This is a genomic window from Janthinobacterium sp. GW821-FHT03A03 (assembly GCF_059421435.1).
The window spans coordinates 61,588-74,973 of sequence record NZ_JBWKUZ010000014.1 but is presented as its reverse complement, the minus strand read 5'-3'; the positions used below and the strand labels follow the sequence as shown (position 1 = coordinate 74,973).

At 63.1% G+C, this 13,386-nt stretch carries 12 protein-coding genes; 7 read left to right on the top strand and 5 right to left on the bottom strand.

Translation table 11 applies throughout. From position 1 onward, the window contains the following. Window positions 1-30 precede the first annotated feature (30 nt). Window positions 31-1,914 carry a T6SS effector phospholipase Tle3 domain-containing protein gene (locus AC07VI_RS21395; protein ID WP_492991959.1) on the bottom strand — a complete coding sequence of 628 codons (1,884 nt, stop codon included), beginning with the start codon at window positions 1,912-1,914 and terminating at the stop codon, window positions 31-33. Between the two features lie 42 nt (window positions 1,915-1,956). Continuing rightward, entirely contained in the window at window positions 1,957-2,127 is a 171-nt protein-coding gene (locus tag AC07VI_RS21390) for a hypothetical protein (protein ID WP_492991962.1), read from the bottom strand. A gap of 246 nt (window positions 2,128-2,373) precedes the next feature. Between AC07VI_RS21390 and ccoN the strand changes: the two genes are divergently transcribed. The 6 genes from ccoN to AC07VI_RS21360 all read left to right on the top strand — a co-directional run bounded on the left by ccoN (window position 2,374) and on the right by AC07VI_RS21360 (window position 7,608). Then, the gene (gene ccoN / locus AC07VI_RS21385; RefSeq protein ID WP_046681775.1) at window positions 2,374-3,801 is read left to right on the top strand and encodes a cytochrome-c oxidase, cbb3-type subunit I; all 1,428 of its coding nucleotides are present in this window, start codon (window positions 2,374-2,376) and stop codon (window positions 3,799-3,801) included. A gap of 15 nt (window positions 3,802-3,816) precedes the next feature. Next, a complete protein-coding gene (ccoO, locus tag AC07VI_RS21380) occupies window positions 3,817-4,431 on the top strand; it encodes a cytochrome-c oxidase, cbb3-type subunit II (protein WP_086144255.1) in 615 nt (204 codons plus the stop codon). A gap of 1 nt (window position 4,432) precedes the next feature. Beyond that, a complete protein-coding gene (locus tag AC07VI_RS21375) occupies window positions 4,433-4,636 on the top strand; it encodes a cbb3-type cytochrome oxidase subunit 3 (protein ID WP_086144256.1) in 204 nt (67 codons plus the stop codon). Further along, window positions 4,629-5,549: a cytochrome-c oxidase, cbb3-type subunit III gene (gene ccoP, locus AC07VI_RS21370; RefSeq protein WP_086144257.1), complete on the top strand. Its 921-nt coding sequence runs from the start codon at window positions 4,629-4,631 to the stop codon at window positions 5,547-5,549. The genes AC07VI_RS21375 and ccoP overlap by 8 nt, the downstream gene beginning before the upstream one ends. A 4-nt stretch (window positions 5,550-5,553) precedes the next feature. Next, the gene (gene ccoG, locus AC07VI_RS21365; protein ID WP_086144258.1) at window positions 5,554-6,936 is read left to right on the top strand and encodes a cytochrome c oxidase accessory protein CcoG; all 1,383 of its coding nucleotides are present in this window, start codon (window positions 5,554-5,556) and stop codon (window positions 6,934-6,936) included. Window positions 6,937-7,083: 147 nt separating this feature from the next. Beyond that, complete coding sequence (locus tag AC07VI_RS21360) at window positions 7,084-7,608, top strand: FixH family protein (RefSeq protein ID WP_086144259.1); 525 nt, start codon at window positions 7,084-7,086, stop codon at window positions 7,606-7,608. A 124-nt stretch (window positions 7,609-7,732) separates the two neighbouring features. Here AC07VI_RS21360 and fnr read toward each other — a convergent pair whose 3' ends face one another. Further along, window positions 7,733-8,491, bottom strand: coding sequence for a fumarate/nitrate reduction transcriptional regulator Fnr (fnr, locus tag AC07VI_RS21355; protein WP_086144260.1), 759 nt, complete (start codon window positions 8,489-8,491; stop codon window positions 7,733-7,735). Window positions 8,492-8,731: 240 nt separating this feature from the next. Between fnr and AC07VI_RS21350 the strand changes: the two genes are divergently transcribed. Next, complete coding sequence (locus AC07VI_RS21350; RefSeq protein ID WP_492991966.1) at window positions 8,732-11,806, top strand: response regulator; 3,075 nt, start codon at window positions 8,732-8,734, stop codon at window positions 11,804-11,806. 66 nt (window positions 11,807-11,872) lie between these two features. Here the strand turns inward: AC07VI_RS21350 and AC07VI_RS21345 are convergent, their stop codons facing one another. Together AC07VI_RS21345 and AC07VI_RS21340 are read right to left on the bottom strand one after the other, a co-directional pair. Beyond that, window positions 11,873-12,640 carry a TOBE domain-containing protein gene (locus tag AC07VI_RS21345; protein ID WP_086144429.1) on the bottom strand — a complete coding sequence of 256 codons (768 nt, stop codon included), beginning with the start codon at window positions 12,638-12,640 and terminating at the stop codon, window positions 11,873-11,875. Between the two features lie 40 nt (window positions 12,641-12,680). After that, a complete protein-coding gene (locus AC07VI_RS21340) occupies window positions 12,681-13,382 on the bottom strand; it encodes a sulfate/molybdate ABC transporter ATP-binding protein (protein ID WP_086144262.1) in 702 nt (233 codons plus the stop codon). Window positions 13,383-13,386 lie beyond the last annotated feature (4 nt).

The window sequence follows — 13,386 nt, the reverse complement described above, 5'->3', positions numbered from 1 at the left end:
TCTCCGGGCGCTTGTACATACGTTCATCCACTATTTCGGCAGGCATGCTCCCGGTGCCGCCACCACATTGACCCATGCCAGCAAAGACATTTTCATAAACTTTCCAGTAGAGAAATATTCAAGAAATATCTTGCTAGATCCGTCCTTATCCGTATCCTCCGATAAGCGCCAATCAGCAGCAATCCTCAATTCCCGCATCGCCTCCTCGCTGATATGGCACACCCCGATCGCCACGTCATACGCCAGCGCCTTTTCCGCGTGCCGGGGATTGCTCAGGATGGTGGAGTGGTCGGTCGCATGCGTGTCGCAGGTGGCCGCCAGCTGCCCCTGGATTTCCTGCTTGCGCCATTGCAAATATTCCGGCGTGGCCGTGGACAGGTCGTCTTCCATCATCGCCTCGCCGTCAAGGCCGTCGAGCTTCCCGCGGCGGGCCTTCATGCGCAGGCGGGCATGGTCTTCGTAGCGCAGTGCCGCCTCGGTATCGCGGTCGCCCTGCGGCGTGCCGCCCACGCTTGTATCGGCATACGGCTCGCCTGCCGGGCGCGCCTTGCCCGCATGGCGGTGCGTGCCGGGCGGATCGAGATTCTGGTCGAACTGCGGGCTGGGTACGCCAAAGCGCACGGCCTGCGGTGTAAACACCTGCGGCAAGGCGGGCGCCGTCACGGGGATGCGCCAGTCGTCGGGCGGCACGGCATTGATGGGCGTCTTCAGCATCTTCATGAGGGCCGACATGGCGGCAGCCGTGCGCACGCTCGCCGCCTTGCCGGCCGCGCTGGTACTGGCGCGCACGCCCTTGTCCGGCTCGTATCTGGAGATCGGCGAACGGGGATGCCAGAAATCGGCGCTGCCCCGCGCGGGCTGGCGATAGTGATTGCTCCAATAATCATAATCGCCGTGCTGGCCAACGGGAAAGCCTTGCGCAAACACGCGCTGGCTGAACACGCCGGCGCCGCGCGTGGCCTTGATCTCTTCGGCGCTCAGACCCAACCAGCCCATGCCCTGGATGGGCGTGGCGGAAATCACCCGGTCGTGCGGATTGCAATACAAGGTGACGCGGCCGCGCGTCGTGGGCTGCGGGCCGCAGGCATAGGCGGCCCGGTCTTTCTCCAGCGTGAAATCATGGCGCACGTTGGCGGCCATGTCCGCCAGCGCTACAGACAGGGGCGGCTCCGTGGCCTGACCTCGCACGATGTCGAAGAACGCCGCCAGGGTCTTGCGGCGCGCCTCGCCGCTTTGCCGGCCCACATTGCCATCGACGTCCCTGACCTGCCCCTGCAGCCAGCCTTCCGTGTCGTTTCTGCGCAACAGGCTGTAGGGCGGGTTGCACAAGACATGAGTATCGGCCACGCAACGGCCGCTTTTGCCTGCCGCATCCCGCACCCTGGCCATCTTATTGCCCAGAAATGCGGCCGCCATGCCCACCATATTGCCCTGGCTGTGGCAGACGAGGGTAATCGGCACGTCGGCCTGCTGCCGGCGGATGGCCGCCACCAGGTGCGCCAGGCGCAGCGCGGCCAGCACGAAATAGGGGCGCGGCGGGCAGGCATGCACGATGCGGTCGTTGACGGGATTCAGATGCTCGATGTGGATGAACAGGAAGAGGGCGTCCGACAGGCCCTCGCCCCACAGGTCAGGCAGCGATGAGCAGCCATTGGCGAACGGGCCGCCGCCCCAGTAAGCGTGTTCGTTCAGGTAGACCGAATCGCCATATTGCTGCAATTCCCTGTCGCTGGCCTTGTAGCCCCAGCGGAACTGGATCACGGGCGAGAAATGCGCTTGCGGCCCGATGAAGGTGGCGGCCGTGTAGTCGGGATCGACATAGCCGTCATCGCTCAGTTCGCTACGGTAGCATACCGGCGTCAGCTGCCCCGCCTGCGCCGTGGCATGGACTATATGCTCGTCGCAGCGCTTCATGCGCGTGTTCAGGCCCTGGCACAGGCCGGCTTCGGCCGCGCGTTACCACTCGCCGTCGGAATTGACGCCATGCACGAAGATGACGATGCCCGGCGACGGCATCTGCTGCAGGCAATCGAGCAGGCAGTGACTGAACAGGGTCGTACCTTCGGCCTTGCCCACGACCATGTCCACCTGGGCATCAAACGGATCGCGGCGTTCGGGATCTTCCATGGCGGGCCTTGGGCGTGTCTGGACAAGCCACTGTAGGCCATTGCTTCCAGGTACGTTTTACGCCATGTCAAGCCAGCCGTTGCAGGGATCTTGCACGGCTTTTTTGACCGGAATATCACTTTATTTCGATGCCACTTCGCTACGCTTATTTCATCCGGGGAATTTTGATCCACATCAAAGTTTTTTCGCGGTCAAACACTTACTCTCTGGCCACCATCATAAATAGTAATTCCAGGGAGAGTCTTTGTGGATCAATCGCTGAACTATAACTACAAGATCGTGAAGCAATTCGCGGTCGCTACTGTGGTATGGGGCATCATCGGCATGCTGGTTGGCGTTATCATCGCCGCGCAGCTGGCCTGGCCTGCCCTGAACCTCGACATACCATGGCTGACATACGGACGTCTGCGTCCGCTGCACACGAATGCGGTGATTTTCGCCTTCGGCATCTGCGGCCTGTTCGCCACCTCGTACTACGTCGTGCAACGCACCTGCCAGGTGCGCCTGTTTTCCGACAAACTGGCCGCCTTCACGTTCTGGGGCTGGCAAGCCGTGATCCTGTGCGCGGTCGTCAGCCTGCCCATGGGCCTGACCCGCGGCAAGGAATACGCCGAACTGGAATGGCCTATCGCCATCCTCATCGCCGTCGTCTGGATCGCCTACGCCATCGTGTTCTTCGGCACCTTGATCAAGCGCAAGGTCAAGCACATCTACGTGGCCAACTGGTTCTTCGGCGCCTACATCCTGGCCGTGACGATTCTGCACGTGGTCAATGGCGCCGTCATGCCAGCCTCGTTCACCAAGTCGTATTCCGCCTATGCGGGCGTGCAGGACGCCATGATCCAGTGGTGGTACGGCCATAACGCGGTGGGCTTCATCCTGACCGCCGGCTACCTGGGCATGGTCTACTACTTCATCCCGAAACAGGCCGAGCGCCCCGTGTACTCGTACCGCCTGTCCATCGTCCACTTCTGGGCGCTGATCTTCACCTACATGTGGGCCGGCCCGCATCACCTGCACTACACGGCATTGCCTGACTGGACGCAATCGATCGGCATGGTCTTCTCGCTGGTCCTGCTGGCACCAAGCTGGGGCGGCATGATCAACGGCATCATGACCCTGTCGGGCGCCTGGCACAAGCTGCGCACCGACCCGATCCTGAAATTCATGATCGTTTCGCTGTCGTTCTACGGCATCGCCACCTTCGAAGGTCCGATGATGTCGATCAAGACCATCAACTCGCTGTCGCACTACACCGACTGGACCGTTGCCCACGTGCATGCGGGCGCCCTGGGCTGGGTCGGCTTCATCACCATGGGTTCGATCTACTACCTGCTGCCGCGCCTGGCGGGCCGCACGCAGATGCACAGCACGCGCCTGGTCGACGTGCACTTCTGGGTGGCCACCATCGGCATCGTGCTGTACATCGCCGCCATGTGGATCGCCGGCGTGATGCAGGGCCTGATGTGGCGCGCGGTCAATCCGGACGGCACCCTGACCTACACCTTTGTCGAGAGCGTGAAAGCAACGTATCCGTACTACGTGGTGCGCGTGGCCGGTGGCCTGCTGTACCTGTCGGGTATGTGCATCATGGGCTACAACACCTGGATGACCTTGCGCGGCAGCAAACTCCCCGTCGCCCGCATTCCGGAACTGAACGCGGCGCACGCCTGATAGGAGCAAAAGCAAATGAAATTTTCACATGCATGGATTGAGAGAAACCCCTGGCTGCTGATCGCCCTGGTCACGGTGGTGATCAGCATCGGCGGCGCCGTCGAGATCGTCCCCCTGTTCTTCCAGAAGAGCACGACGGAGCCGGTCGCCGGCCTGAAGCCGTATTCGCCGCTGCGCCTGGCGGGCCGCGACATCTACGTGCGCGAAGGCTGCTACAACTGCCACTCGCAGATGGTGCGTCCGCTGCGCGCGGAAACGGAACGCTATGGCCACTATTCGGTCGCCGGCGAGTTCGTGTATGACCGTCCGTTCCAGTGGGGTTCCAAGCGCACGGGGCCGGACCTGGCCCGCGTGGGCGCCCGCTACAGCGACGAATGGCACCGCACGCACTTGAACAACCCGCGCGACGTGGTGCCCGAGTCGAACATGCCGGCCTACCCCTGGCTGGCGAAGACCAAGCTGGTGCCCGACGACATCATGCCGAAGATGCGCGCCCTGAAGCGCCTGGGCCAGCCGTACAGCGATGAAGAAATCGCCGCCGGCCCGGCACAGCTGCAGGACAAGACGGAAGAGGACGCCCTGGTCGCCTATCTGCAAGGCCTCGGTACATTAATCAAAACAAGGAATTAGCATGGCAATCGAGAACCTGTTTGACAGCGCCAGCAGCGTCATGACGGTGGTTTCCTTTATGACGTTCGTGGGCATCCTGTGGTGGACTTTCAGCCGCAGCAATGGCGACTTCGACGCGGCGGCACGCCTGCCGTTCGCCGACGAGGCGCTCGACTATCCGGCCGAGGCCGAGATGAACCTGGCGAAGGAGCGCAACCATGGCTGACTTTACCAATGGCTTCTGGAATATCTATGTCATCGTGCTGTCCCTGCTGGGCATCATCGGCTGCGGCGTGCTGCTGTACTCGCAGTCGAAAGTGAAAGTGGCCGCCGGCGCCCCCGCCGACGGCACCACGGGCCACGTCTGGGACGAGGACTTGAAGGAACTCAATACGCCGATGCCGCGCTGGTGGATGTGGTTGTTCTACATCACCATCGTCTTCGCGCTGGCCTACCTGTTCCTGTACCCGGGCCTGGGCAACTATGCGGGCAGTCTGGGCTGGAAATCCACGGGCCAGTACGAGGAAGAGCTGAAGAAGGCGGAAGCCGACTACGGTCCCCTGTTCAACAAGTACCTGAGCCAGGACCTGAAGACGGTGGCCGCCGATCCGCAGGCGCAAGCCATCGGCCAGCGTCTGTTCCTGACCTACTGCGCGCAATGCCACGGTTCGGATGCGCGCGGCAACAAGGGCTTCCCCAACCTGACGGACAAGGACTGGCTGTATGGCGGTGATCCTGCCACCATCAAGACCACCATCCTGCACGGCCGCAATGGCCAGATGCCGCCGATGGGCGCCGCGCTCGGTTCCGAGAAGGATATCGAGAACGTGGCCCACTACGTGCTGAGCCTGTCCGGCTCCACCTCGGACCCCGTCAAATCCGTGCTGGGCAAGGGCAAGTTCGGCGCCTGCATGGCCTGTCACGGCGCCGATGCGAAGGGCAACCCGATGCTGGGCGCGCCTAACCTGACGGACAAGGTCTGGCTGTACGGCGGCAGCGCCGATACCATCATGGAAACCATCCGCAAGGGGCGCAACAACACCATGCCGGCATTCAGCGATTTCCTTGGGGAATCAAAAGTGCACGTGCTGTCAGCCTATGTCTGGAGCTTGTCGAATCCCCAGACGCCCGTGAAATGATGTAATGGAACCTCAAGTCATCAAGATGTATGCGGCCCGCGAGCAAATCTACCCTCGCGAGGCCAAAGGACGCTACGCTACCTGGCGATGGGTGTGCGTGTGGCTTACCCAGCTCGCGTTCTACGGCTTGCCGTGGTTGACCTGGAATGGCAGGCAAGCCCTGCTGTTCGATTTGACCACGCGCAAGTTCTACATTTTCGGCGTCGTGCTGTGGCCCCAGGATTTCATCTATCTGGCGGCCCTGCTGATCATCTGTGCCTATCTGCTGTTCCTCGTCACGGCCATTGCGGGGCGGGTGTGGTGCGGGTTTTCCTGCCCGCAAACGGTGTACACGGAAATCTTCCTGTGGGTCGAACGCCGCATCGAAGGCACGCGCAGCGCGCGCATGGCCCTCGACAAGCAGGGCCCGTCGCTGCGCAAGACGGCCAAGAAGACGGCCAAGCACCTGGTGTGGGGCGCCATCGCCCTGTGGACGGGCTTTACCTTTGTCGGCTACTTCACGCCGATCAAGGAACTCGCGCATTCCGTGCAGACCCTCAACTTTGGTCCCTGGGAATGGTTCTGGGTCTTGTTCTACAGCCTGGCAACCTACGGCAACGCGGGCTGGCTGCGCGAGCAGGTGTGCAAATACATGTGCCCCTACGCGCGTTTCCAGAGCGCCATGTTCGACCAGGACACGCTGATCATCACCTACGATGCCAAGCGGGGCGAACCACGCGGCGCGCTGAGCAAGAAGGCCGGCAACAACGACAAGCTGGGCGACTGCATCGATTGCACCCTGTGCGTGCAGGTGTGTCCGACCGGTATCGATATCCGCAACGGCCTGCAGTATGAGTGCATCGGCTGCGCCGCCTGCGTCGATGCCTGCAACAGCGTGATGGACAAGGTCGACCGGCCGCGGGGACTGGTACGCTACAGTACCGACCATGCGATGGAAAACAACTTCGATTCGAAGCAGATACGCCAGCGCGCCATGCGCCCGCGCGTGCTGATCTACACCTCCATCCTGGCCCTGATCATCATCGCCGTGTGTACGTCGCTGGCCCTGCGCACGCCCCTGAAAATGGACGTGATCCGCGACCGCGGTTCGATGGGACGCGAAGTGGAAGACGGCATGATCGAAAACGTCTACCGCCTGCAGATCATGAACACCTCGGAGCAAAGCCAGCATTTCAAGATCAGCGCATCGGGCTTGCCGGGCCTGACCTTGCTGACGCGCGAAGAAGTGACCTTGCAGCCGACGGAAACGCTGGGCTGGCCGATCCGCCTGCGCGTGCCGCACGGCGTGGGCGAAAAGGGCTCGAACAAGATTGCAATCGAATTGCAATCGCTGGACGACCCGTCGCTGCATGTGCGTGAAAGCGCGGTCTTCATCGTGCCGCGGTAACGGTGATGCGGGGTCGGGCCCTCCGGGTCCGCCCCCGGTATTTTCGCCGCAGGAGTATCATCAATCATGCGTTGGGTTGATTTTATGCTCAACCCGGAAGCAAAAGCCGGGGGCAGGCCCACAGGGTCTGGCCCCAAGGAGAACACAATGTCCGACAGTCTGAAACTGCAAGCCCCCGTTGCCCCGTGGTACAAGCACCGCTGGCCATGGCTGCTGATGATCGGTCCCGGCCTGTCCGTGGTCGTCGGCAGCTTCATGGGCTATATTGCGTTTACGCAACCCGATGCGCTGGTGGTGGGCGATTATTACAAGCAGGGCAAGGCCATCAACCAGGATTTGAAGCGCGACACGATCGCCAGCGACCTGGCGATGGATACGACCCTGGCGTATGACGTCGCTGCAGCGCGCCTGAGCGGCTCCGTGCACAGCTTCGGCAAGGCGTACCAGAAGCCTTTGCTGCTGCACCTGGCGCATGCGACCCTGCCGGAAAAGGATATCAAGCTGCTGGTGCAGCCCGATGCGGCCGGCAATTTCTCGGTGGCGCTGCCGATGCTCGAACGCAGCCGCTGGCAGGTGCTGGTGGAAAACGACAAGCGCGAATGGCGCCTGTCCGGCATCTGGACCTGGCCGCTGCAGCGCAGCATCGCGCTGCACGCCGATGAGGAACTATAACGTACAGTGGCGGGAAAACCGTAGCGAGCGGCAGTGATTTGTGGCTGAGAAGCACAGCTGTGCTATAGCACAGCGAGCATCGCAGGCCGCAAAGCGCGACGCGCAGTCGGTTTTGACGGTGCGGTTATTTGCAGACGTCCGTACCGGCCGTAATGGCCTTCAATTTCGCTGGCTGCAGGATTTCAATCTCGCGGTTCGACACGCGCAGCCAGCCTTCCTTCTTGAATTTCGACAATAAACGGCTGACGCTTTCGATGGTCAGTCCCAGGTAGTTGCCGATTTCCTCGCGCGACATGCGCAGCTGGAATTTGCTGCTCGAATAGCCGCGCGCTTCATAGCGCGACGCCAGGTTGACGATGAAGGCGGCAAAGCGCTGCGTCGCCTGCATGTTACCTAAAAGCAACATAACGCTTTGCTCGCGCGTGATTTCCTGGCTCATCATGCGGTGGAAATGGCGCAGCAGGGTCGGCATATTGCCCAGCAATTGTTCCAGGCTGGAAAACGGGATTTCACATACTTCGCTGTCTTCCAGCGCCACCGCATTACAGTGGTGGCGGTCGGCGCTGATGGCGTCCATGCCCAGCAGTTCGCCCGCCATCTGGAAACCCGTCACCTGCTCTTCGCCGCCCGGATTGATCTGGTAGGTCTTGAAGTGGCCCAGGCGGATCGCGTACAGGTTCTGGAACGAGTCGCCGATGCGGAACAGCGAGGCGCCGCGCGCGATCTTGCGGCGGCGGCCGATGATCTGGTCCAGCCTGTCCATGTCGCCCACGTCGAGGCCCATCGGCAGGCACAATTGATGCATGCTGCAGGTCGAGCATCGCGCACGCAACGCTTCCACGTTCACGGTGGGCAAGGTTGGAGAGAGTAGCGCTTCAGTCATGTCGGTACCTTTTAGAAAATGCAATAACAAGTTTACTGCATACACGGTTGCCGTGTGCCAATTTCACCGTAATTTCGCTGAATAAACGACGTTCGGACTTTAATTATATGGCAACATCGTCAAAAGCCCGTGCGGGGCGGGCCATTTGCGCGGCGCCGCTTGCCAAGTTGATGTATTGATAGGAAAATTCCTAACGGCATTATCTGCCGCCTGTAGCGCCCGGTACCGAAAAAGGAAATCATGAAGCCTCTCGGCATCAAAGCAAAAGTCGCGCTGGCAACCAGCCTGACCTCGATCGCCATGATCGCGCTGGTCACCATGATCCAGGTGCAGCACATGCGCGACGACTTCACCCGAGTTCTGCTGAGCCAGCAGTCATCGCTGATCACCCGCACCGCCGCCGAGCTCGATGACAAGCTGGCCATGCTGCTGCAAATCGTCACCCTGACGGCCAGGCAGCAGCCGCCGGAACTGATCGCGCAGCCCGCCCAGTTGCGCCAGTACTATTCGCGCCGCTCGATGCTGGTGCTGTTCGACGACGTGCTGGTGCTCAACGCGCACGGCGCCGTCGTGGCCGACATGCCGGAAGTGGCGGGGCGCGCCGGCATCAACGTGGCCGAGCGCGAGTACTTCCAGACCGTGCTGCGCACGCGCCAGCCCATGATCACCGAACCGATGCTGGGCAAGTCCAGCGGCATGCCCATCGTGCAGATGGTGGCGCCCGTGCTGGCCGCCGACGGCCAGGTGGCCGGCGTGGTGATCGGCGTATTGCGCCTGTACAAGGATAACCTGCTGGGGCGTTTGCGCACGGAAAAGATCGGCAAGAGCGGCTATTACTTCATCCTCACGCGCGGCGCCGTGCCGCGCTACGTGCTGCACCCCGACACCAGCCGCTTGCTGCAGCCGCGCAAGCCGAACGCCAACCTGACCACCACGCAGCTGCTGAAGGACGACGGCGAAGGCAGCATGGTCAGCACCAACAGCCGCGGCATCACGGCCGTCAACAGCTTCAAGCGCCTGAAATCCGTGAACTGGCTGCTGGCCGCCTCGCTGCCCCTCGACGACGCCTTCGAGCCGTTCGACGGCGTGCTGTACCGGCTGGTGCTGTGGAGCATCCTCGCCTCGCTGCTGGCCGCGTCGGTGCTGGGCTGGGTCACCGTGCGCCTGCTCTCGCCCCTGGTGCGCCTGCGCGACACCCTGCAGGCCCTGCGCACCAGCGGCAGCCGCTTCACCCCCGTTCCCGTGCAGCAGCGCGACGAGATCGGCGAGCTGACGGAAGCGTTCAACAGCCTGATGAGCGAACGCGACCGGCTGCAGCAGGAGCTCGAAGCGCGCGCGGCCGAGCTGGAACAGGAGCGTGACCGGGCCGAGGCGGCCAACCGCGCGAAGAGCGATTTCGTGGCCAACATGAGCCATGAAATCCGCACGCCCCTCAATGCCGTGCTGGGCATGGTGTATCTGTTAGGCAATACCAAGCTCGATACGGAACAGCGCAAATACCTGACCATGGTGCGCGTGGCGGGCCAGTCGCTGCTGGGCATCCTGAACGATGTGCTCGACTATTCGAAGATCGAGGCGCGCCGCATGGAGCTGTCGCCCGTCGAATTCGACCTCGACGAGGTCATGAACACGCTGGCCACGACGATGACGATGAATGCGGGCGAAAAGGAACTGGAGCTGGCCATCGCCGTCGAAGCGGACGTGCCGCGGCGCCTCATGGGCGACGCCCAGCGCCTGCAGCAGATTCTCGTCAACCTGGCCGGCAACGCCATCAAGTTTACTGAGAGCGGCGAAGTGGTGGTGGCCGTCAGCCTGGCCGACAGCCAGCAAGGCCGCGCCTGGCTGCGCTTCGAAGTGCGCGATACGGGCATCGGCATGACGGAGTTGCAGCAACAGCAATTGTTTGCCGCGTTTTCGCAGGGCGACCAGAGCATCACGCGGCGCTTCGGCGGCACGGGGCTGGGCCTGGCCATCAGCAAGCAGCTGATCCACATGATGGGCGGCGACATCGCCGTCGCCAGCAGCGAAGGCAAGGGCAGCCGCTTCTGGTTCAGCGTGCCGTTCGAGCTGCTGGCGCAGCCGGCCGAAACGCGGCGCACGCCGGCCCTGGGCCAGCTGCGCCTGCTGGTGGCCGACGATAACCGCACCACGCGCGAACTGATCGTCAAGCTGATCGAGGCCTGGGGCTGGAACGCCGACGAGGTCGATTCCGGCTTTGCCGCCATCGAGCTGTACCGCGAGCGCCTGGCGCAGCAGCAGCCCTACGACGTGGTGCTGGCCGACTGGCACATGCCCGTGATGGACGGCCTGGCCACGGCCAAGGCCATCCGCCAGGCGGCCGCCGGCCAGCGCCAGCCCATCGTCGTGATGGTCAACGCCTTCGCCCGCAACCACCTCGAGGAAATCTCCAGCGCGGCCGAGGCCGACGTCGTGCTGATGAAGCCGATCACGGGATCGAGCCTGTTCGACGCCCTGCACCAGGCGCTGATCGCCAAGCACGACGGCGGCGAACAGCACATCCTGCACCAGCCGCTGGGCACGCAACTGGCCGGCGTGCATTTCCTGCTGGTGGAAGACAATCATTTGAACCAGGCCGTGGCGCGCGGCATCCTCGAACACATGGGCGCCACCCTGGACGTGGTCGGCGACGGCTTGCAGGCCGTGGAACGGCTGCGCACGGAAGCGCTGCGCTACGACATCGTGCTGATGGACATGCAGATGCCCGTCATGGACGGCTTCAGCGCCACCCACATCATCCGCACGGAACTGCGCCTGACCCTGCCCGTGATCGCCATGACGGCCGGCGTGCTGGCGTCCGAGCGCGAGCGCTGCATGACGGCCGGCATCAGCGACTTCATCGCCAAGCCCGTGGTGGTGGAAGAGATGATGGCCGTCATCGCGCGCCACCTGCCGAAGCGCCCGCCAGTGCAGACGGCCGGGCCGGCGCGCGTCGCCGATGAAGAAGTGTTTTCCATGGCCCCTTTGATGCGCGTGATGGGGCGCGACGCCAAGGGGCGCGGCGTGCTGCGGCGCATGGTGGAAGACGCGCTGAACAAGGGCATGACGCCCCTGCGCGACGCCGAAACGGCCCTGCAGGCGGGCCGCCACAGCGACGTGGCGCGCATCCTGCACAGCGTGCGCGGCTCCGTCGGCACCCTGGGCACGAAGCGCCTGATCCGCGCCGCCTTCGCCACCGAGGAAGCCATCGACGGCGGCCGCCTGGACGAGGTGCCGGCGCTGCTGGCACGCACGGCGCAGGAGCTGGAGCAGGCGCTGGCGGCCGCGGCGGATTGGTTGTCCAGGCTGAAGGATTAAGCCTGCAACGTAAAACTGGGGTCAGACCTGCCGGGTCTGCCCCCGGAACCTGGTCAGCATCGCCGCTTACGCCGGCACGCCCAGGATCACGCTGGACGCCTTGAAAATCGCCGTCACGCTGCTGCCGATGGCGATGCCCAGGTCGGTGCTGCTCTGGTTCGTGATGATGGCGGCGATGGTGCCGCCGCGCGGCAAGTCCAGCACCACTTCCGTGTTCACGGCGCCCGTCTGCACGCGCGTGACGGTGCCGGTCAATTGGTTGCGCGCCGAAAAGCGCGCGCCCGCGCTGTCAGCGACGAGGATGATGGACGAGGCCTTGATCAGCGCAAATGCTTCCGCGCCCGGCGCCAGGCCCAGGCTGTCGCTGCTGCCCTGCGTGACGATGGCCACGATATGCTGTCCGCCCGGTAATTCCAGCGTGACTTCGTCGTTGACGGCGCCTTGTTTCATTTCAGCAACTTTGCCGAGGAATTGATTGCGTGCCGTGGTTTTCATGGCCATTCTCCGTATGAGTAAAAGATCGTCGGCGATGCCCTCCGCCTGGCTGCCCAGCTGGCGCAGGTAGCGGGCATGCTCGCGCTCGATGATACGGAAATTGTCGACCAGCTGGCGTCCCCGTTGCGTCAGCCGCGTGCCGCCGCCGCCCTTGCCGCCCGTCAGGCGTTCCACCAGCGGCTCGCCGGCCAGGTTGTTCATCGCGTCGATGGCGTCCCAGGCCGCCTTGTAGCTCATCTTGACGAGCTTGGCCGCCTGCGTGATGGAGCCGCATTCGGCGATGGCGCCCAGCAATTCCACCCTGCCGGCGCCGCCCAGGTTTTCTCCGCCCACCGTCATCCATACCGAGCCTTGCAGGCCGATTTCCGCTGCCGCTGATTTATCCAATGCGTTCACCCCATGCCTTATTTTCTTCCATGCTGTCAATTTGTCCGTCACGCAAGTAAAGCACATGTTCGCCCAGAATGCGCGCATCTTCGGGATCATGTGTGATCAGGATCATGGGCACGTCCAGGCGCTGCTGCCACTGGCTCAGTTCCAGGCGCATTTTGACACGCAGCGCCGGATCGAGGGCGGCAAACGGCTCGTCGAGCAGCAATGCGGCCGGTTCGGCCACGAGCGCCCTCGCCAGCGCCACCCTTTGGCGCTGGCCACCGGACAACTCGTCGGGGAACTGGTGCGCCAGCTCCTGCAAATGAAACGCATCGAGCCAATGCTCGACTTTCTGCAGTTTTTCGCGCGCGCGCGGATTGAACCAGCCGCGGCTCAGGCCGAAGCCCACGTTCTGGCGCACCGTCAGGTGCGGGAACAGCGCGTAATCCTGGAACAGGTAGGCGACATTGCGCTGCTGCGGCGGCAAATTGACGCCGGCGGCCGAATCGAACAGGGTGCGCCCGTTCAGGCGGATATGGCCCGCCTCCGGTGTAAACAGTCCGGCAATGGCTTTCAGGGTCATGCTCTTGCCGGCGCCGGAGGGGCCATACACGGCGATGCGCTGGCTGCTGGACGTGCATTGCACCTGCATGTCGAAGCGGCGTTTGCCGGAGCGCAAGGTGGCGCGGATGTCGAGGTCGAGTTGCATAGTG